15 protein-coding genes are annotated in these 20,040 nt (G+C 63.8%); all 15 read left to right on the top strand.

Annotated features, from left to right (window positions below; all coding sequences use genetic code 11):
• Positions 1–92: 92 nt before the first annotated feature.
• The 15 genes from RLW41_RS22400 (at position 93) to RLW41_RS22470 (ending at position 19,838) form a co-directional block, all read left to right on the top strand.
• Positions 93–482: an ASCH domain-containing protein gene (locus tag RLW41_RS22400; RefSeq protein WP_414462948.1), complete on the top strand. Its 390-nt coding sequence runs from the start codon at positions 93–95 to the stop codon at positions 480–482.
• A complete protein-coding gene (locus tag RLW41_RS22405) occupies positions 479–2,056 on the top strand; it encodes a hypothetical protein (RefSeq protein ID WP_414462949.1) in 1,578 nt (525 codons plus the stop codon). Before RLW41_RS22400 ends, RLW41_RS22405 begins: the two co-directional genes overlap by 4 nt.
• A complete protein-coding gene (locus tag RLW41_RS22410) occupies positions 2,053–2,562 on the top strand; it encodes a hypothetical protein (protein WP_414462950.1) in 510 nt (169 codons plus the stop codon). The genes RLW41_RS22405 and RLW41_RS22410 overlap by 4 nt, the downstream gene beginning before the upstream one ends.
• A complete protein-coding gene (locus tag RLW41_RS22415; protein WP_414462951.1) occupies positions 2,510–2,734 on the top strand; it encodes a hypothetical protein in 225 nt (74 codons plus the stop codon). Before RLW41_RS22410 ends, RLW41_RS22415 begins: the two co-directional genes overlap by 53 nt.
• A 4-nt stretch (positions 2,735–2,738) precedes the next feature.
• Positions 2,739–4,334 (top strand): portal protein, encoded by a 1,596-nt coding sequence (locus RLW41_RS22420; protein ID WP_414462952.1) that lies wholly within the window; start codon positions 2,739–2,741, stop codon positions 4,332–4,334.
• A complete protein-coding gene (locus RLW41_RS22425) occupies positions 4,334–4,801 on the top strand; it encodes a hypothetical protein (protein ID WP_414462953.1) in 468 nt (155 codons plus the stop codon). The genes RLW41_RS22420 and RLW41_RS22425 overlap by 1 nt, the downstream gene beginning before the upstream one ends.
• Positions 4,798–5,622: a hypothetical protein gene (locus RLW41_RS22430; protein WP_414462954.1), complete on the top strand. Its 825-nt coding sequence runs from the start codon at positions 4,798–4,800 to the stop codon at positions 5,620–5,622. The genes RLW41_RS22425 and RLW41_RS22430 overlap by 4 nt, the downstream gene beginning before the upstream one ends.
• 83 nt (positions 5,623–5,705) lie before the next feature.
• Positions 5,706–6,704: a major capsid protein gene (locus RLW41_RS22435; protein ID WP_414462955.1), complete on the top strand. Its 999-nt coding sequence runs from the start codon at positions 5,706–5,708 to the stop codon at positions 6,702–6,704.
• Positions 6,705–6,785: 81 nt separating this feature from the next.
• Positions 6,786–7,202 carry a Bbp16 family capsid cement protein gene (locus RLW41_RS22440; protein WP_414462956.1) on the top strand — a complete coding sequence of 139 codons (417 nt, stop codon included), beginning with the start codon at positions 6,786–6,788 and terminating at the stop codon, positions 7,200–7,202.
• Positions 7,203–7,308: 106 nt separating this feature from the next.
• On the top strand, positions 7,309–7,938 hold the full coding sequence (locus tag RLW41_RS22445; protein ID WP_414462957.1) for a hypothetical protein: 630 nt from the start codon (positions 7,309–7,311) through the stop codon (positions 7,936–7,938).
• On the top strand, positions 7,938–10,559 hold the full coding sequence (locus RLW41_RS22450) for a hypothetical protein (protein WP_414462958.1): 2,622 nt from the start codon (positions 7,938–7,940) through the stop codon (positions 10,557–10,559). Before RLW41_RS22445 ends, RLW41_RS22450 begins: the two co-directional genes overlap by 1 nt.
• A 2-nt stretch (positions 10,560–10,561) precedes the next feature.
• Entirely contained in the window at positions 10,562–11,137 is a 576-nt protein-coding gene (locus tag RLW41_RS22455; RefSeq protein WP_414462959.1) for a hypothetical protein, read from the top strand.
• A 3-nt stretch (positions 11,138–11,140) separates the two neighbouring features.
• The gene (locus RLW41_RS22460; protein ID WP_414462960.1) at positions 11,141–13,408 is read left to right on the top strand and encodes a hypothetical protein; all 2,268 of its coding nucleotides are present in this window, start codon (positions 11,141–11,143) and stop codon (positions 13,406–13,408) included.
• Entirely contained in the window at positions 13,405–13,686 is a 282-nt protein-coding gene (locus RLW41_RS22465; protein WP_414462961.1) for a hypothetical protein, read from the top strand. Before RLW41_RS22460 ends, RLW41_RS22465 begins: the two co-directional genes overlap by 4 nt.
• The gene (locus tag RLW41_RS22470; protein WP_414462962.1) at positions 13,686–19,838 is read left to right on the top strand and encodes a hypothetical protein; all 6,153 of its coding nucleotides are present in this window, start codon (positions 13,686–13,688) and stop codon (positions 19,836–19,838) included. The genes RLW41_RS22465 and RLW41_RS22470 overlap by 1 nt, the downstream gene beginning before the upstream one ends.
• The last annotated feature ends 202 nt before the right edge of the window (positions 19,839–20,040 follow it).

The raw sequence follows: 20,040 nt of genomic DNA on the forward strand, positions 1-20,040 counted from the left end.
TTCAACCAGCCCCTTTGCTTGCACATCGCACCCGGAATTCCGGAGATGGGCGAAATTTTGGACGGTGGGCTGGGGGTTGGGGGTGCGGTGGCATGAAAGCGCTCTCGATCCGTCAGCCGTGGGCATGGGCCATCGTCTTTGGGACTAAGCGAATTGAAAACCGCGATTGGTCCACGCGCTATCGCGGCAAATTGCTGATCCATGCTTCGAAGGGGATGACAATCGGCGAATATCAGTCGGCGACGATGTTCATCGAGCGCATTGGCCTAGCGGTCCCCACTAGGGACCAGCTGCAGCGTGGTGACCTCATCGGCATCGCGGACCTCGTCGACGTCGTCACATCGAGTTCAAGTCCGTGGTTCCAAGGCAAGTACGGGTTTGTCCTTGAGAACGTTCGGCCGCTGCCGAATTTTGTTCCGCTGATGGGTGAGCTCGGGTTGTTCCACGTCACGCAGGCTGCCGTGTCGAGGTGCCTCGCATGACGATCTCCCCCGACGTCCGTCACTTCAAGCCGCCGGGTCCAGTGGGATCCGCATTCCTTGCCGACGACAAGAGCTTCGTGCGCGCGCTACTCGGGCCCGTCGGTGGTGGCAAGTCATCGGTGTGCGTCTTCGACGTCGTCCGCACCGCGTCGCTGATGCCGGTCTGTCGCGACGGCACGATCAAGTTTAAGCTCGCGATCATCGGCCAGACCTACGGGCAGCTCGAGCGCAACCTGTTCCCGACCTGGAAGCGATGGCTTCCTGCCGACGATGGTCCGAACGGTAACTGGACGACGCAGGACTTCAAGGGCGGCGGCGGCCGATACGCTTCGCACAAGATCGAGTGGGATGTGATCCGTAAGATCGACGGCGAGAGCAGGCGCGTCACCGTCTACTTCGAAGCGCTCTTCGCGGCGATCGGCGACCAGGTCGTCGAAGAATTCATGCGCGGTTTCGAGCCGACGGCGTTCTGGCTTTACGAAGTCGATCTATTGCCGGAAAGCGTCCTCGATCAGGCGATCTTCCGTCTCGGCCGATTTCCGTCGCGTGCTGATCTTCCCGAGGGATCGACATATCGCAGCTACGTCATCTGTGATTTGAACGCGCCTGACGTCGACAGCTGGTTCTATCGCAAGTTCGAGGAAGAAAGGCCGGAAGGGTTCGCGCTCTACAAACAGCCGTCCGGCCTCTCGAAACAGGCGGAAAATCTGCACAACTTGCCGCCTGGTTATTACGATCGTCAGGTTTCCGTCTTCAAAGGCAGGAAGAACGGCAAGAACCTGATCAAGCGCATGGTGCACGCGCAGTATGCGCCGTCGATGGATGGCGAACCTGTCTACGAAGAATATTCCGACGACACGCATCTTGCGCGGGAAGTTATCAAGCCGCTGAAAGGCATTCCGCTGACGATCGGCCTCGATGCCGGTCTGCAGAGGCCGGCGGCCGCGATCCTGCAGCAAAAGCCGTCCGGCCAATGGATCCTGCTCGGCGAATGCGTGCCCGGCCGTGGCGGCGCATCGAAATTCTGCGCGGCGCTGAAGCGCGAGATCCAGGAGCTCGCCGAACTCGCCGGCATCGATCGCCTCGAGATCGGTTCGATGTATTCCGACCCCGCTGGGTTTTCTGGTTCGGATGAAGAAAGCGGCGAGCTCGCTTGGGCTGAGCGCGTGATGTTGGAAATGGGCATGCCCGTGCTTCCGACCGAAACGAACGAACTCGAGCCGCGTCTCGATGCCGTACGCGACGAGCTCACCTACATGATCGACGGTGACACCCCTGCCCTCGTCGTTTCGCCACGCTGTCGGATCATCCGCAAGGGCTTCGCGTCGCATTACCGCTACCACAAAGAGCGCGTCGGCAATTCCGAGCGCACTGCCGACAAGCCGGAAAAGAACGATTATTCGCATCCGCACGATGCGCTCCAGTACGCCCTGCTCGGCAAGAAGGGGCGTTACGGCGTCGTCGGTCAGAAGCGCGGTGCGCGCCCTCGCCCCGGCGATGATCCCCGCCTGCGCGAGGCCGATCGCGATCCGCGCAAAGGAACCGTCATCCGTGACGGGGGCATGAAGTGGTGATCCACGTCGTAGCCGGCGAGCCCGGCCACCTCATCGCCATGCACGCGCTTGCACCTGCCGATCGCCGTCTCGCCCTCCCTGCCCTCAAGCCCGTACCGGGTCGCCGGTTATCACCCGAACGCTCGCCCTATCATGCCGTCCAGGCCCAGATGGCGCTCTCGGAAAGCTACGCCCTGTTTGAGACGCCAGATGATCCCGCGCCGTTCGCTCTCGTCGGCGGCGCCACGTGGCCGAGCGGCGAGCTGGAAGCCTGGTTCGTCGTCCGGCCTGGCGGTCTCGCACCGCCGCTCTTGCTGGCCCTCGTCCGCTTCGCGCGGGCGATGTTTGGCATCCGGCCGCCGGCGATGTGCTTCGTCCGGCCGGACAACGATCAGGGCGAACGGCTCGCGAAGCTTCTGGGCTTCGTCAAATCGGATGTGGTCCTCGGCGACCATCATCAGTGGAGGCGCGAACATGTCGACAGTGGCGAAGCTCGTAGGCATTCGGACAGGACCGAGCGGTGCTGAAATCGGCGCGCAACGGGCAGCAGCTCAAGCGCAAGCCACCCAGGCGGCGACGATCGCGCAGCAGAGCGCCGACGCCGACAAGGTGCTCGCCGGCCAGCAGAAGGTCGCCAACGGCGGGTCTGGCTTCCTGTCGTTTCTCGACGACGATCTAAAAAAACTGTTCGGGGGCTGATCCTTTGCCGGTTTCGATGGAAGACGAGCGGGCCGATTGCGCCGATGCCTGGAACAAGGCGTCGGCGTACCGGCAGGAGCTCGCCGAAATCTATCGATACTACATGCCGTACCGGCAATCGACGTCGCAGCAATCGCCGACGACGGGCGGCCCGTCGGAAGGCCAATCGCGCACCGATCACCTTTACGACGCGACCGGCATGGCCGGCGCGTTCAACTTCGCAAGCCAGATGGTCGCCGACTGGCTGCCGCCGTTCCAAAATTTCTTCAAGCTCGAGGCTGGCCCCTTCGTCCCTGAAGATCAGCGCGCCGATCTCAACAGGCAGCTCGCCGCAGTCACCGAACTCGCGCACGCCGTTATTCGCCCGCGCGTGCCGCTCGTCGCGCATGAGGTCATGGCCGATCTCTTCTGCGGCACGGGCTCAATGTACACGGCGACCGGAACCGACCGGCAGCCGATGCAGGCTGAGGCCGTTCCGATCAGCGAAATCGCTCTCGGCAGTGGGCCGTCGAATGAGATCTGGGACCATTTCTGGAAGCGGAAGTACAAGACCCGCCATCTCGAAGCCAAGTGGCCGGACGGCAAATTTTCGAAGACGATGATGAGCCGGATGAAAGTCCGGACCGACGAGGTCGATATCGTTCAGTCGATGCGTTACGATCCGAGGGAAGACAATTGGATCCTGCGCGTCTACGCTGAGTGCGACAAGCCCGATGACGTCATCTGGACCGAAACGTTCCGCGTCAACCGTTTCATAACGCCCCGCTTCTTCGTCGTTCCTGGTGAGAGCATGGGGCGCGGTTTGGCGCATCTCGGTCTCGCCTTCGTGCGTGGCGCATCGAAAGCCCGTGAGCTTTCGCTCCGCGCCGCGGCCTTCGCCCTCATGGGCGTTTGGATGCGCCGTAATGACGGCGTGTTCAATCCCGACACCGCCGTCTTCGAACCGCTCGCGATGTGGACGGTCGGATCGACGGGCGGCCCGCTTGGCCCCTCGCTATCGCGCCTGCCGATCCCGTCCGATTTCGACATAAGCTCGATAGTGCAAAAGGACGAGCGCGATCAAATCAACAAAGTTTTGCTGAACGACGACTTGCCTGAGTTGCAGGACAGCGTGCGCTCGCCGACCGAAATCGCCGCGCGCCTCCGCAAGGCTGCGAAGAGCAAGGGCGGAGCGGCAGCGCGCATTTCGATCGAGCTCGTCACGGCGCTTGTGCAGGCGACCGTCGACATCCTTGAGAAGAAGCGTTTGCTCGCGAGCAATGTGACGATCGACAACATCCTGACGAAGGCGACGATCACGTCGCCGGCGGCGGCTTCGCAACGCGCCGACAAGGTGCAATGGGCGACCGACTGGATGCAGATCATCCTCGGCACGATGGGCCCGGCCGCTTTGCCGCAACTCGCGAAGGTCGACGAGCTGCTGCCGGACATCGGCCGCTGGCTCGGCAACGATGAAAAGTACATCCCGACGAAAGCCGAGATGAAAGACTTCAAGACACTCGTCGCGCAGATGGTCGCGAAGATGCAGGTCGAGCAACAGCAGGTAAAGGCGCCTCCGCCGCAGCCCGGCTCTCAATTCGTGAACGGGAGCGCCTTCTGATGTTCGATCTCGACATGCTCAACACGTTGGCGGCTGGCGGCTGGTCCGAACTCGAAAACCTGCAAGAGCGCTTCGGCAAGCAAGCGCGCGAGCAAGGTCACGCCGAGAACGAAGAAATCAAGCGGCAGGCCGCGATCTTCGCCCGCACGTTCGGTACTGAGGATGGCCGCCTGGCGCTCGACCTGCTCGTCAAGATGACGTTGCTGCGCCAGCCCGGCGACGACGAACGCGGCGCGCAGACCGCCGAGGCCTACGCAATCGCCAAGGCGAAACGCGACGGGCAGAATTCCATCATCTTCATGTTGCTCGCCCGTCTGCAGCAGCACGGGAAAATCAAGCGCGCGGCCGAGGAACAAGCCGCTGCCGATGCGCAGGCCGAGCGCGATCGCGCCGCTGCCGAAAGCCAAAATCGCAAGCGTTCGGAAAGTTCGCGTTCTCGTCGTCGACCATCAGGGGGTGAACCGTGAAAATCTTTTGGAAACATCTCGTCGTATTCAATCTTGACGCCGGCGGCGGTGCTGCCGGCGGTGGCGCGTCGGGCGCGGCTGGCGCAGGCGCCGGCGGCGCGGCGGCCGGCTCCGGAGCGCCTTCCGATCTCGCGGCCGCTGCAGCCGCGCACGCTGCCGCGAACCCGCCGAGCGGCCAAGCGCAAGGCCAGGGGCAAGGTCAGCAGTCGCAGGCCTACTATCCGGAAAATCTGCCCGACACTTTCCGCGGCGCCAACGATCGCGAGACGATCGACAAGCTCTATGGCGATATCGCCAACCGTCCGAAGGCGCCGGCGTCGGCGAAGGACTACAAGTTTGAATTCGCTTCGGAGTTCACCGACAAGTTCGGCGACATGAAAAGCGATCCCGTGCTGCCGATCTGGAGCGAGATCGCACACGAGATCGGCCTATCGAATGAGCAGGCGCAGAGCGTCGTGCCGAAGCTGTTCGAGAAGATGGCAAAGGCGGGCCTTATCCCCGAGCCGATCGACATCAATGCCGAGATGCAGAAGCTCGAGCCGAACGAAACCGATCCCGTTCGGCGCACGGCTAAGGCTGCGGCGCGCGTCAATGCCATCGCCGGAACGCTGAAAGGCCTCGAGACGCGCGGCATCCTGACGAAGGCCGATGCGTCTCGCCTGTCTGTGATGTTCGCGGACGCGGCCAATGTCGCGGCCTTCGAAAAGATCATCAAGCTCTTGCCGGCCGAGCACGGCCTGCAGAACGGCGGCCAAGCCAGCGATGGCCTTACCCCGCAGGATAAAGCGATGCGCTCGCTCTATCCGTCGATGTTCAAATAGTCGTTCCCGTATCTGCGTCCCTGTTGCGTCTGCGTTTCCGTGAGCCCGCGCGAGCGAGCCGATCAGACTGAATGGAGACCACGATGTCACTTCTTGCAACGAACAACCCGACGCTGGTCGATCTCGCGAAGCGGCTCGATCCCGACGGCAAAGTGGCGATGATCGCCGAACTGTTGAACCAGACGAACGAGATGCTCCTCGACATCCCGTGGATCGAGGCCAACGGTCCAACCTCTCACCGAACGACCGTCCGCACGGGCATCCCCGCCCCGACCTGGCGTTCGCTCTACGGTGGCGTCCAGCCCGTTAAATCAACAACGGCGCAGGTTACCGAAGGCATGGGCATGCTCGAGGCCTACGGTGAAGTCGATAAGGCGCTCGCAGACCTCAATGGCAACACCGCCCAATTCCGCTTCTCGGAAGACAAGGCGATCATTGAAGGCATGAGCCAGGAAGTTGCCAAGACCTTCATGTACGGCAACGAAGGAACGAAGCCGGAAAGCTTTACCGGCCTCGCGCCGCGTCTGGGGAAGAAAACCGGCGCGGCATCGTCCGACAACGTTATCGATGCCGGTGGCTCGTCGACGGGCTGTACGTCGATCTGGCTCGTTGGATGGGGTGAAAACTCTGTCCATGGCCTCTATCCGAAGGGCTCAAAGGCTGGTCTTTCGTCAGAAGACAAAGGCCAGGTGACGCTGGAGACGGCGCCGGTCGGCGGTGGTCGGATGGAAGCCTACCGCATGCATTATCGCTGGGATTGCGGCCTCTCTGTTCGCGACTGGCGTTATGTCGTGCGCATTGCCAACATCAAGATCTCGACGCTGACTAAGGATGCGTCGTCCGGCGCTGATCTTCTCGACCTGATCGCTCAGGCGATCGAGCAGATCCCGAACCTGCAGGCCTGCAGGCCCGCCTTCTATTGCTCGCGCACCATCAAGTCATGGCTGCGCCGGCAGCAGAAGAATTCGAAGAACGTCTTCATAGGAATGGAGCAGGCTGCTGGCCAGCACGTCCTGGCGATCGACGGCATACCTGTCCGTCGCGTCGACGCGATCTCGAACAACGAAACGGCGATCAGCTAACGCCGCGGTCGAGCGGCAGCGACTGCCGCTCGCCTTCTCAAGCGTAACGCGTACCGATCTTTCAACGCGGAGCCTTTCGCCATGATCTTCGATAAAACACTGCAATTCTCTGCAGCCCAGGCGCTCACTGCGACCGCGGCTTCTACCAACTCTGTCGACTTTGGCGCTAACCGTCCCGTCGGACCTGGTGAGCCCTTGTGGCTCGTCATCGTCAGCAAGGTCGATCCCACCGGAACGACGCCGACGCTGCAGCCGTCGATCGAGGTCGACGACAATTCCAGCTTCTCGTCGGTCAGAACGGTACTGACGGGGCCTGTCTTGGCGGCTGCGGACTTTCCTGCCGGCACGATCTTTACGATGCCGTGGCCGGTCAACCTGAACGAAGAATACGCGCAGGTGAAATACACACTGGGCGGCACCACGCCCGGCTTCACCGTCGATGCGTTCCTGACGAACCAGGATCCGACGACGTGGGTCTCGTTCCCTGACGCGATCTAACCCTCTCGCTTTGCCGGTTGGCGTCTAACCCCCGCGACCCGGCATGTGTGCGGCCCAGGCGTCCCTCTAGCGCCTGGGCCGGTTTCCTCGAACGGCTTGGTGAGACATGACAACGCGCATCGACCTCATCAATGAATGCCTCGTCCTCAACGGTTCGGCGCCGCTCATCAATGAAAGCGCGCCGGGCGCCGAAACGCACATCGCCTGCTTCAATCGCGCGACCGAGCTGATCCTTTCCTGCCATCCGTGGAATTGCAATTCCTACATCCGGCAACTGAACCGCAAGACCGATCCTCCCGAGCCGGCGCATTGGCTCTATGCCTTCGAACTTCCGACCGAACTGATCGGCGCGCCGCGCGCCTTCTACCCCTCCAGCGAATGTCGGCAGCCGACGACGACGTTTGAACTGATGGCGACGCGCGAAGTCCGCACCAATCACGAAACGCTTTGGGTGCGCGGACCGTGGAACGTCGAGCCGACCTACTGGCCGGGCTATCTGCGCGAGGTCATCATGTTGCTCGTCCGCTCGGAGCTTGCGCTGTCGACGCGCGAGGACCGTGCTCTGCGCGACAGTCTCCGCAATGACGCGATCGGCAATGGCTTGAGCTTGATGCAGGGCGGCCTTCTCGGTCAGGCACGGGCGCTCGACGATATGGCGAAGCCCTCGCCGGTCATCGCGCAGTACAATAACCCGCTGATCGCGGCGCGCACCGGCTCGTACGGAGGGCCGCGGTAATGGCGCGCAAGGCCTCTCTGATCAATACCGCGACGAAGGGCACGCTCGATCCGGACCTGTCGGAGCGCATCGATCTCAAGCACTATTACGACAGCCTCGCCGACGCCAACAATATGGAAGTTCGGCCGCAAGGCGGTTACGCGCGCCGCGCCGGCACCTCGATCAATTCCGACGTCGACGTGCTGGCTGCAGGCCTGAAGCATCGCCTGCGCCGGCGCATTCAGCCGGTGAACCTGACCGCGTCGATGGTCATTCTCCACAATGGCGGGACGGCAGCGAACCTTGTCGACCAGCAGGATCAGACGACATTGTTCACGACGACCGCCATCACGGGATCGGCTTTCGTCATCGTCGAGTTCGATCTCGGTGTGTCGCTGCCGATCGTGTTCGTGGACCTGACCAATTTCAGCGTCGCCACCGCCGGCGTCGATAATGCCATCGCGATCGAATACTATGACGGCGCGAGCTGGGTCGAAATGCGCGGCTCGATTGACGCCGGCGCATCATCGCGCAAGCACGTGCGAACATCCGCGAGGACGCGCCGTTTCGGCGAATGGCCCGGCGGCCCTGGCGGCACTGTCGTCTCCGCGCGCAACTGGCGCGTTGTCGCAAAAAATGCTGCCGGTGCTGGAGCCTTTTCGGTCGGAGGTATCGGCTTTTGGCAAGAGCGTCGCGAGATTTCGCCCGTGCAATGCCTTGCGTTCGATCGCTCGGCATCAAGCATCTATGATCTCATTCTGACAGAACGCAACATTGACGTCTTCGTGCGCGGCGCAAGCGGCTCGAGACGTTACGCTGCATCGATCCCCGTGGCGATCGCCGCTCACCTGATCGATGAGGTGACCGTCATCCAGTCGCGCGACACGATGCTGTTGTTTCATGAAGATATTCCGACGATCATGATCGTGCGGCAGGGCAGCGATACGGAGTGGAACGTCGGTGACATGCCATCGACGAACGTGCCAGCATTGTCGGCTGGGCAGGCGTTCTCAAGCAGCCAGAACGAAATTCAGGACGTCTCGTTTGCCGGCTTCGTCAACGGCGACCAGTTCGTCATTTTTGTCGGCGAAGACTTTACGGCCCCGATAACATACTCGGGACCGGCAGGCCTTGCCGCGGCAATCTCGGCCGCCATCGACACGTTGCCCGGCCTCGATGCGCCGAACGTAACGCAGGTCGATAGTGTGCCGAAGATGCGGATCGAGTTTGTCGGCGCCAACGCCAACAGTTTCCAGAAGGCGGTGCAGATCATGCCGCTTGGAAACAGTGCCGGCGCGCCGGTCCACAAGGTTTTCCAGCAAGGATTTGCGGCCGGCGGAGCCTGGTTCGGAGCGACAACAGGCTATGCGCGTTGCGGCTTTTTCATTCAGTCGCGCGTGCTCGTTGCCGGCTTCCGGTCGGCGCCGTTTTCGTGGGGCGTCAGCAAGGTTGGATCGTTTGACTTCACGTCGACAGGGTCGCCGCTGACGGCCGACCTCGGCTTTTTCCGCACGCTCGATACCGACCAGGTCGAAACCATCCAGCAGATCTTCGTCGGCCGCGACCTGCAGTTCTTCACCGACAGCTCGGAATGGTATTCGGCAACGCGCACGCTTGACGCGACGCAGCCGCAGAACGTCGTCCGCGCGACAGGCCAGGGCATCAAATCCTCGGTGCGTGTCGTCTTCTCGGAAGGATCGACGATCATCGTCCAGCAGGGCGGCCGCACCGTCCGCGATTTCCTCTTCAACGATGTCGAGCAATCCTACAAGGCTGAACCGTTGTCGTTGCTCGGCCCGCATCTTCTGACCGATGTCATCGACGTCGCGCAGCGCAAGGCGCCGTCGACGCAGGAAGCGAACCTGATTTTCTTCATCAACGATGACGGCACGATGGTGACGCTGTCGCTGCTCCGATCGCAAGACGTCATCGGCATGATGCGCCAGAATACCGATGGAAAATGGCGCGCGATCGCCGGGCATTTCAACGGCGACGTCGTCTTCGTCATGCGGCGCGAGACCGTCGCCGGCGGCGCCGATCTCTATCTCGAAAACCGCGAGCCGACCGGATATCTCGACGCCGCGCTGACGGTAACGGCGAACGCGCCATTCACGACCGTCAGCGGTCTCGACCATCACGAAGGCAAAGAAGTCTGGGCCTATGCCGGCAGCCAGCTCTGCGGTCCGTTCACGGTGACGGGTGGCGTGATCACGATCGACGATGACGACGCCGCGACGACGATCACGGTCGGCCTGATGCCGGAAGTTTATGGTCGCCTGCAGAAGCTGCGCGAGAAGCTGCAGAACGAACAACCGTTCCGGCCTCCCGGCCGCATTTACGAGCTCGGCATTTCGCTCAAAGACACCGGCCACCTGCAGATCCGGGCGAACGGCACCGATTGGCGCGAGGTGCCGCTCGTCTACATGGACGGCGGCACGCTCGATTATGGCGAGCTCGCCGATCCGCCGACCGAAGCAGGCTACAGCCCGGAATTGCCCGTCCTTGATCGGCTCGTGACCGGCGACGTCACGATCGAGAACCTGCAGGGCTGGTCGCGCCATCCGATCATCGAGTTCCGGCAGATCGTGCCGGCGCCGCTGCACATCAAGGCGTTCCGGCCGGAAGTGGCTATGAGGGGGTAACTATGGCCGAAGTTGCAATCGGATTGTTTTCGGCGTTGAGCGCCGGCGCGGCTTCTGCTGCGACGGCCGTCGGCACGGGGCTCGCAGGCGCGGCGAGCGCGGTCGGAACTGGCCTTACCGGATTGACCGCAGCGGGATCATCCGCACTCGGGATCCTGCAGGGCGTCGCCACCGTCGCCTCGGTCGCGTCAACCCTCGTCGGCGGCATCGGGTCAGCTGCAGAAGCCGAGACGAACGCGCGCCTGGCGCAGATCTCCGGCGACGCCGACGCGCTCGCCACGCAACAGAAGATCCTCGACATCAAGCGCGATCTCGCCGTCAAGACCGGCGAGGCGCGCGTGGCCTTCGCCGGCTCCGGCCTCGACATCTCGAGCGCGTCCGCGGTCGAGGGCAATCTCCAGGACGAAGCCGATTATCAGACCGCGATCGAGCAGCAGAACGCGATCCAGCAAAAGCAGATGGCGGCGCTCAGGGCTTCTCAATACCGCTCGTCCGGAGCCGTCGACCTCATCAGCGCGTCGGCGAAGGCGATCGGCCAAGCCGGCGGCTACGGCCTCGATATCGCGAAGCGGGGCTAGCACATGGCAAACATGATGCCCGGCACGCTGAAGGTCGACCCCAATCTCGACACGAACGCGCGTGTCGATCCAAATGCCATTCAGCCGCTGCCGTCGTCCGGCATCGGCCGCGCGGCGGCAGAGGTCTCTGCGACCTTCGCAGGCCTCGGCGACACGATCGGCCAACTCGCCGACAAGGCCGCCGTGAAGGAAGGCGCGGAAGCCGGCGCGCAGGCGGGGCTCGATCCCGAGTTCCGCACGATGCACAACAACACGCTGCGCGGCGACGCCTTCGACAAGGCAGGCCTCGACGTCGCCGAGACGCGGATTAAGCAGCAGCTCGACAACAGTTTCGACACCGCCTACGCGCAGAATTCCGGCAACGCCATCGAGCTTAATAAAGCGCTCAACGGCCAGCAGATGGCGATCATCGCCAACGCGCCGCCGGAGCTGCGTCCGAAGCTCGAGCTCGCGGCACAGGGCAAGCGCCTCGCCTTCTCGCGCCAGCAGGTCCGGCAGAAAATCGCCGAGGCCAACAGCGCGGCCGCCGGCGCGTTCGAGACCGAGCTCGCCGACCAGACCAAGCGCATCCATCAGATCGCGTATTCGTCCGGTCTCGACAAAACCGCCGACGATGTTCTTGCCGGTCAAGTCTCGCTCTATGCTGACGCCTTGAAGCGCCGCGATCCGAGCGGCCAGCTTTACGTCACACCGGAGAAAGCCGCCGACGAAGTTCGCAAGATCAACCAGACCGTGGCGACGGCGCGGATCTCGGGCGCGTTCGATCGGCTCCCGACACTGGACGCGAAGCTCAAGTTCATCGAAGGCCTGCAGCAGGACTATGCCGCGGGCAAAGGCATCGCCGGCACCTACGATCTCGACGAGTTCGACAAGGTGCAAAAAGGCCTGATGGCCGATTACCGCTCGGCGAAAACGCTGCAGGCGGCACAGATCGCCGGCGTGAAGGAAGACGTCACCGCTGTCAGCAAGATGGCTGAGAAAGGCTTCGCCCCTGCCCCCGATCAGATGGCGTCGCTGAAAACCCGCGTCCAGGCCGCGGCCGATCCAAAACTGGCGCAGACGCTCGCCGTTGCCGAAGACACGGCGCAGTTCGTCAACGTTGCGCGTCGCGCGACGCCGGCCGAGCTCGACCAGGCCAACGATCAGCTGCGCGAGAAGCTCAACACCGAAGGTGCGACGCCGACTGCCGTTGCCCGCCTCGATCTCGGCGTGAAGCTCGCCGACAACATGCGCAAAGAGATCAAGACCGATCCGCTCGGCTGGGCCGATCGCGTCGGCCTGGTCAAGGTGCCGCCGATCGACTTCTCGGATCCGGACAAGGCGCAGGCCTCGATTAGAGCCCGGCTCGCCACCGCCGAGACGATTGGCGATTTCTATGGTCAGCCCGCGAAGTATCTGCGCCCCGACGAAAAGCAGGCGCTCGCGACGGTGATGGCAAAGGGCGGCAGCCAGGCGTTAGCGGTTGCGACGACGGTCGCTGCGACCGCCGGCGATCGCGCCGATAAGATCATGGGGGAGCTGTCGGACAGCGCGCCGGTGATGGCAGGCCTCGGCGCGCTCGTCGCGCAGTCGGGCGGCACACCGACGCCGGCGGCGATCGACGCCTTCGACGCGCTCGCCGCGCGCCAGGATCGCACCGAAAAAGGCGGCAAGCCGCTGCCGCCGACCGTGCTGCCGAAGACGCCGGAGATCCAGCAGGCCGTCGTCGACGTCGCCGGCACGGCTTTGAGCGCGGATCCCCGCAATGAGGCAGCCGCGATCAATGCTGCGAACCTGGTCTATGAAATGCGGGCCGCGCGCGCGCATCTGACCGCGTTCGATCCGGACGTTTACAAACAGGCGCTGAGCGAAGTTCTGGGCGAGCGCTCGATCGACGGCGTCAAATACGGCGGCGTTGTCAAGCAATCGCGCGGCTGGTTCGCGCCGACGTCGGACGTCGTCATTCCGCCGAACGTGCGCCAGGACAGCTGGCAAGACACGATCGACGCGCTGTCGCCTTCGGTCCTTGATCGCGCCGGCATCGGCCAGCCGGTGACGACGTCGGGCAAAGCGATCGACTTCGACCGTTTCCGCAACGGCACGCTCGTCCAGATCGGCAACGGGCAATACATGGTTTCGCTCGGCGATCCGACGAAGCCCGGACAAGAGCAATGGGCGGCCGAGACGAAGTCGACGCCCGGCCAGCCGAAGCCGCTCGTTTTGGATTTCAACAAGATCTCGCCGGTGCTGAGCCAGATCCGGCCTGATCTGTTTTTAGGGGGTGGACGATGAAATTTCGCAAGAAGCCTGTCGTTATCGAGGCGATCCAGTTCACGGGAGGTGCTGAGAACCGGCACGCAGTCTTAGAGTTTACCGGCGTAGCAGCTCCGAACGCCAGCACGATCTATTGGCGCAGCGGAACTAACGACCACGCCGGCGAGCTCGTGATCAGGACATTGGAGGGCGACTTAGTTGCCTCCCCGGGCGATTGGATCATCCGTGGCGTCGTTGGCGAGATTTATCCCTGCAAGCCTCATGTCTTCGACGCAACGTATGAGGCCGCCGACTGATGTTCGTCTTCAAGCCACAGATCGACACCTCGTCTCTCGCGCAGGATGAGCCGCCGCCGTCCACGTTCCTCGAAACGCTCGAGGCGAACACCGAGATCCTCGGTTCCGCATTCCGCAACTCAGGCCGCGAGGAAATGGCGTATGACGCGCGCAACGATGCGATCTTCAATCGCCTCGGCGTCAAGCTCGAGAACCCGGCGCGCCAGGCGCAGGGCTATCAGCTCGGCGGCATCGACTGGCGCGGGCAATACGATAAGCAGCTGAAGGATCTGCAGGCGCAGTATCCCGACGCGTCCGACATCATTCGCGCCGACGTCTCGCCGGCTACGGAAGCCGCGCAGCAGACGGCCACCGTCCAGCAGCGTGCGGCCGACACTGCCGCGCGCTATCCCTACCGCCTCCCCGACAATATCCCGCTCGTCGGCGGGCAAAGCATCCCGTCGATGGCTGGCGGCCTGATCACGGGCGCGACCGATCCCTTTACCGCTCCGACGCTGCTGATCGCGCCGACGCGCGTCGCCGAAGGCGCTGCCGGCGTCTTGTGGGCCGGCTTGCGCTCTGGCGCCGCCAATGCCGTCGGATCGGCCGCCGAGCAGCCCTACATCGCCGCATGGAAGAAACAGGCCGGCCTCGAGCACACCTTGACTGATGCACTGAAAGAGGTCGCCGCGAATGCCGCCTTCGGCTTCGTCGCCGACGTCGGCGTGCGCGGGCTCTATCGTGGCGGCCAGGCGCTCGCTGGCCGGCGTCCGGTTCTCGACGAAGGCGGCAACGTCATCGGCTACCAGTCTTCTGACAGCCCGCCGGCGGATCCAAGGGCCAATCCGCTTCAGGCGCTCGACGATGCCGCTTCGGCCGCACCGCCCGGCAGCGTGCTGCGCAAGGCCGCCGAGCTCGACCCCGATGCCCTGCGCGAGCTTGCCCGCCACACGGGCCTCGACGCTGATCCCGCCGTGCGCGGCGCGCTCGATGCGCTCGAGCAGGATCGCGCCGACCTGGTGCCGCCGCCTGGCGTGATGGACCTCGAGCACATTTCGAAAGCTAATGATGCGATCGCGGCTGCGAACGATCCGAAGGCGCTGCCGGTCGGCGACGCGATCGTCGGCGGTCACGGGCCTGATGCGGCTCCGGAGCGGCTGCGCGAGGTCCTCGCGCGCGATCCGATCGAGCTGGCGGCCGACATTCGCGAGACGCCTGAGATCCTAGCCGAGGGTCTGCCGTGGACCGATCCGAAACTCAAGGCGGCGGCGCAGCTTTCGAAGCTCTCCGACCAGGCCTTCGACATGGTCGCCGGCGGCGAAGTCGATCCGCGTCTCGGGACGATCGTCGCAGAGCATGTTGCCGATCCCGATCAGCACGCGCCGCTGCTGCGACAGTTATCGGAAGCCGCGCCGGCGACGCCTGACGACGCACGCGCGAAGCTTGCCGATCTTCTTGCCGGTCCTCGTGACGATGTCGCGCATGCTCGGACGGCTGGCATTGCCGACGAGCTCGTCGATCGGCCGGTCACTTTGGTCGACGATCCCTACGGCGCCGACGGCATGCGGCAGCTCGAGCAGCTGCGCCGCGACCTGTCGGCCGAGATCGAAGAAGCCACCGGCGTGAAGCCGAAAGAACGGGACGGCGATGCGCTCGCCGCTGCGCGCGGGGGCGGTGAAGATGATCCATTGCGCCAGCTGCAGGCCGACTTTGACCGCGTCGCCGCGGCGCACGATCAGCTCACTCAAGCGCTCGATCGCGCGATCGGCCGTTTGCCGGATGGTGTCACGGCCAAGAGTTTTGCGGACATCGAGGATCTGCCCCCGCACCTCGCCCGCGACGTCCAGGCCGCCCGATCGGCCGGCTATCGGATCGAAGCTCTGACCGATCGTCGAAGCGGCAATATCTGGATCGCGGTCGACGCGCTGAACCCCGACGCGATCCTTTCGCATGAGACGATCCACGCGTTGCGCCAGGTCGGCTTGTTGACGGACAACGAACTTAAGATCCTCGCGAACAAGTTTCGCGAGGTCGAAGCGCAGCTGTCGCAATACCTGCCGAATGCCGTCTCACTTGCTGAATATGAGCGCCTCTATCGCAGTTTGCCCCCGGAGCAGGTTCGCGATGCCGTCATGCAGGAAGCGGCCGCGCACCTCTACGAGGCCCGCGCAAACGGCGCGAACTTCGGCAAGAAGGCGAACGCCATCCTGCGCAAGATCAAGCAGTTTCTCGAGCGTGTCAAAAACGCGCTCAATGGCCTCGGCTGGCAAAACGCCGAAGACGTCATGCGCGCGATCGACAGCGCCGAGATCGGCCGCAGGGGGCCGTCGCCGGCGAGCGGCACGCCGACCGACCCGGCGCTCAAGGCATCCGTTCCCGCGACAACAGCGGCGCCGGCTGTCGATGACTTCTCGGCGTCCGTCGATGCCCTCAAGGATAGGTTCGGCATCAAGACCCGGCAGCGGGATTTCGGCAATGATGGCTCGCTGTTTTCGCTCAAGGATCAGCAGCCGCTGACGTTGCGCGAAGAAGTCGAGCAGCTGCAGAGCGGTTCGCGTCTTGCCGTCGTTGCTCGCCACCTTGCCGCGTTCGGGGGCGACACCGAAGATATTCTCGGCGTCATTCAGAAAGCCTCGCGCGTTGACGTCGATGCCGCGTCGGTCCCGGAGCTGCAGCGGTATATCGTTTCTCTTGAGGACCTGCAGCAAGTGATCGAGGACCGCGTTCAGCACGGTTATGAGCTCGGCGACGACGTCGACGCGATCGGCGAGCTGATTTCTGGAAAGCTCGACGAAGTCAGTTCGCGGCTGTCGGAGATCTCCGACCAGGCCGACAATCTAGCGAGCGATATCGGCGAAAAATTCGACGAGCTTCACGAGCGATATGAAACGCTTCTCGACGAGCGATTTGGCGACGACGCAGCCGCGCGCGAGGCTTACGAAGAGAGTGGCGGATCGGCTGAATTCTCCGCGTCCGCCCCGGCGATCTATGACGCGGCAGGGCAGCCGAAGCCGGGAGATACGGCGCTCGAGATCCTTGGACGTGAAGCAGACGCCAGCGCGCAGTATTTGTCGCGCTACGACGTGCAGGCTAAAGCGCTTCTCGAGCTCAATCCCGAGACGATGGATCTCCCGACGGTTGAAGCTGCGATGGAGCACGTTTCCGAGGTTCACGGCCAGCTCGCCAGCGTGAAGCATTGGGCTGACAAGATGTCAGAAGCCGCTTGGCATCGCTCAGGCGATGCCGTCGACCAGGCCGCGGCCATCAAAGAACGCGCTCTAACGCCCCAAATCGAAAAACTCGAAAACGCCCGCGACGCGATTGCGGAAAAGGTCGACGCCGCCGACGAGGCGCTGCAGCGCAAGCAGGGCGGCGGCGCCCTCTTCTCCCTTCGCGACGATGCGCAAGCTCAGCTGAAGGAAGACCTGGCGCAGGTCGCGGCGATCGCCGATGCCAAGGCCAAGGCGCAGCGCGAGCGGCAGGCGCTGATCGACGAGAAGATCCGGCAGAATAACGAGCGCTTCGTCACGACGTTGCGCGACGCCCGCGGCCAGGTCGACCCGGCAAAGGCGCTGGTCTATTTGCTCGAGAACCACGGCCAGGTGGATCTGCCTGCCGGCATGACGTCAGTGGCGGCCGAACAGAAGGCCGTCGAGGCGATGGCGAAGGCCGGTATGGAAGAGGTCCTGCACACGTTTCGCCCTGAGCTTCTCTCCGGAAAGACGCGAGAGACTGCGCGCCTGCGCAACGTCGTCCGCGAGCTCGCCGGCGAAGGTACAGGCGACGTCGCGGCGAAAGCTTTGGCGCAGGCCTGGATCCGCACATCGGAACGGCTGCGCCAAGAATTCAACGCCGCCGGCGGCGACATCCCGAAGCTCGAAGGCTGGTTCCTGCCACAGGTTCACGATCGCGGCGCGCTGCTTGCCGCCGGCCGCGCGCGTTGGGTCGACGATATTTACAAGCTGCTCGATCTCGATCGCATCGTCGACGGTGAGACGCGCAAGCCGTTGTCGCCGGCCGAGATCCGCCAGGCGCTGTCAGATATCTGGGAAAACATCACGTCCGACGGGCATGGCACGCAAGCCGCCAACGCCGCGGATCCGTTCGGCGGCATTACTGGCGATGCGACCGGCGCGAAGAAGATCGCAAATCAGCGGCAGGAACATCGCTTCCTGCATTTCAAATCGGCCGATACCTGGCTCGACTATCAGAAGCAATATGGCGGCGGCAACGACCCGTTCCGCGCGATGATGCAGCACATCACGTCGATCTCGAAAGACATCGCAGCGATGCGCGTGCTTGGCACAAACCCGAACCGCGAACTCGCCCGCCTTGCGAAATTCGCGACGAAGCAGGCCAAGCTTGCTCGCCCTGCTGCCGTGCTCATCGATGAGGCGGTCTCCAAGATCAAGGATCTGACGGCCGCCTATCTCAAGACGCCGACGCGTCTCGACGAGGTTTCCGATCGCATCGGGGCAATTCACAAAGAGATCGCGCGGATCCGCGAGAAGCGTTTCGGTCCGCCGTCTCGGCGCAACAAGAAGAAAATCGAGGCGCTGCGCACCGAGCTGTTTGCACTCGATGCTGAACGCATCGGGATCCTCGACCGTGGCAGTCCGCGGATCGACGGCCTGGAGGGCGCCCAGCTGCGGCAGGACCTCGAGGCCGCCTACGACGAGCTCGCCGCAGTCCAGGACGTCGACAAGGTATTGTTCCCGAAAAAGACCGAGTTCCTCGGCAAGACGATGACGCAGAGCGGCTTCTGGACGACGGCGCCGGAAGACTACGCGCGGAGTTACATCTCGCGCGCGGAAGCGATGTGGGACCTCTATCGCGGCGTAACGTCGGCGCCGGTCAACGCCAAGGCGGCGAGCCTGATGCAGATGTTGCGCAACGTCGGCGTCGTCGGCCGCGGCGGCTCGATGGTGATCTCGTCGATCGCCGACAACTTCACGCAGGTCATGGCGCGCCGCTTCACCGGCCTGCCGGCGCACAAGACGTTCACGGACATCCTGCGCCAGCTCGGTCCGAACGCGCACCGTGAGGCGCAGCGTCAGGCGCTGATCGGGGAAACCTACCTGCATATGTTCAACGATGGCGCGCGCGGCGCCGCGTCTCTGCAGGGGCCGGAGTGGTCGCATTGGCTTGCCGAGCGCACGATCGCGCTGCAGGGCCTCGGCGCGCTCACCGATGCGCAGCGGCAGGCTTTCGGCATGTCGCTGCAGGCGGCGATCGCCGATCTCGCCGTCAAATCGTGGGGCGACGTCGGCGCGCTGAACCCGCGCCTGCAGAAGCTGTTTCAGCGCTATGGGCTCGGCGAAGCCGAATGGGATGCGATCCGCTTGGATCCCGCCACCGGCCAGGTGCGCGACGTCGACTTCCTGTCGCCGAACCTGGTGCGCGACAGTCTCGAGGCAGCCGGCCGCGGGAATGAACGTATCGCCGAGCGCTACCTCGGCATGATCCTGCAGGAAAGCGACTTTGCCTCGCCGACGTCGATGCTGCGCGCGCGCGCCGCGATGGTCGGCAAGACCAGGCCCGGCACGCTCGTCGGCGAATTCCTGCGGACGGCCGGACAGTTCAAGCAGTTTTCTTTCATGTTCGGCATGCTGCATTTCGAACGTGCGCTGCGCGAAGGCATTGCCAACGGCACGCTGAAGGGCGCGAGTTATGCGGCGCAGACCTTGCTCGTCATGACGCTCGGCGGCGCGCTCGTCGTCCAGCTGAAGGACTTGAAGGGCGGTAAGGACACCCGGCCGATGGATAAGCCCGGCTTCTGGGGCGCGGCGCTGATGCAGGGCGGCGGCCTCGGCATCGTCGGCGACATTTTCAACTCCGAGCAGAACCGCTTCGGCGGCGGCCTGGTCTCGACGTTCGCCGGGCCCGTGTTCGGACTTGGCGAAGACATCCTCGGCGCCGCCGGCATCAGCCCGAAGACGACGGCCGCGCGCGGATCGGCCCGGCTTGCGACGAGCTACGTTCCGGGATCCTCGCTCTGGTATCTGAACCTCGCCTATCAGCGCACCGTCGCCGACACGCTGCAGCGCTACGTCGATCCGAAGGCCTACGACGCGTTCCGTCGCCGGCAGATGCAGCAGCTCAAGGATTACGGCAACGGCTTCTGGTGGGCGCCGGGGCAGAGCGCGCCGTCGCGTGCGCCGCGGTTGAATTAGTGGCGCGTAGGTTCAGAAAGGCATCGGCCGGCAGGTGATAGCCATCGTCCGGCCGAGCCGTTGCAGCGCTCGCGCGCGGGCCTCTGAGCCATCTTGCCAGCCACCTGAGCATTGCGCCCTCCGCCGGTTATCACCCTCGCCACGGCCATACCCTGAAGCTGCCGCAGCACGGGGACTTTAGCCGATGACAGTTGCCCTCTCA

The sequence above is a fragment of the Hyphomicrobium sp. DY-1 genome (genome assembly GCF_047497105.1).
In the GTDB taxonomy this organism is placed as follows: domain Bacteria; phylum Pseudomonadota; class Alphaproteobacteria; order Rhizobiales; family Hyphomicrobiaceae; genus Hyphomicrobium_B.

What these genes read in the sequence shown, in the direction of transcription:
- RLW41_RS22425 (WP_414462953.1), top strand. Translation starts at nt 4,334, where the DNA reads ATGTTCGATCTCGACATGCTCAACACGTTGGCGGCTGGCGGCTGGTCC.
- RLW41_RS22465 (WP_414462961.1), top strand. Translation starts at nt 13,405, where the DNA reads ATGAAATTTCGCAAGAAGCCTGTCGTTATCGAGGCGATCCAGTTCACG.
- RLW41_RS22455 (WP_414462959.1), top strand. Translation starts at nt 10,562, where the DNA reads ATGGCCGAAGTTGCAATCGGATTGTTTTCGGCGTTGAGCGCCGGCGCG.
- RLW41_RS22470 (WP_414462962.1), top strand. Translation starts at nt 13,686, where the DNA reads ATGTTCGTCTTCAAGCCACAGATCGACACCTCGTCTCTCGCGCAGGAT.
- RLW41_RS22435 (WP_414462955.1), top strand. Translation starts at nt 5,706, where the DNA reads ATGTCACTTCTTGCAACGAACAACCCGACGCTGGTCGATCTCGCGAAG.
- RLW41_RS22415 (WP_414462951.1), top strand. Translation starts at nt 2,510, where the DNA reads ATGTCGACAGTGGCGAAGCTCGTAGGCATTCGGACAGGACCGAGCGGT.
- RLW41_RS22400 (WP_414462948.1), top strand. Translation starts at nt 93, where the DNA reads ATGAAAGCGCTCTCGATCCGTCAGCCGTGGGCATGGGCCATCGTCTTT.
- RLW41_RS22445 (WP_414462957.1), top strand. Translation starts at nt 7,309, where the DNA reads ATGACAACGCGCATCGACCTCATCAATGAATGCCTCGTCCTCAACGGT.
- RLW41_RS22405 (WP_414462949.1), top strand. Translation starts at nt 479, where the DNA reads ATGACGATCTCCCCCGACGTCCGTCACTTCAAGCCGCCGGGTCCAGTG.
- RLW41_RS22460 (WP_414462960.1), top strand. Translation starts at nt 11,141, where the DNA reads ATGGCAAACATGATGCCCGGCACGCTGAAGGTCGACCCCAATCTCGAC.
- RLW41_RS22450 (WP_414462958.1), top strand. Translation starts at nt 7,938, where the DNA reads ATGGCGCGCAAGGCCTCTCTGATCAATACCGCGACGAAGGGCACGCTC.
- RLW41_RS22440 (WP_414462956.1), top strand. Translation starts at nt 6,786, where the DNA reads ATGATCTTCGATAAAACACTGCAATTCTCTGCAGCCCAGGCGCTCACT.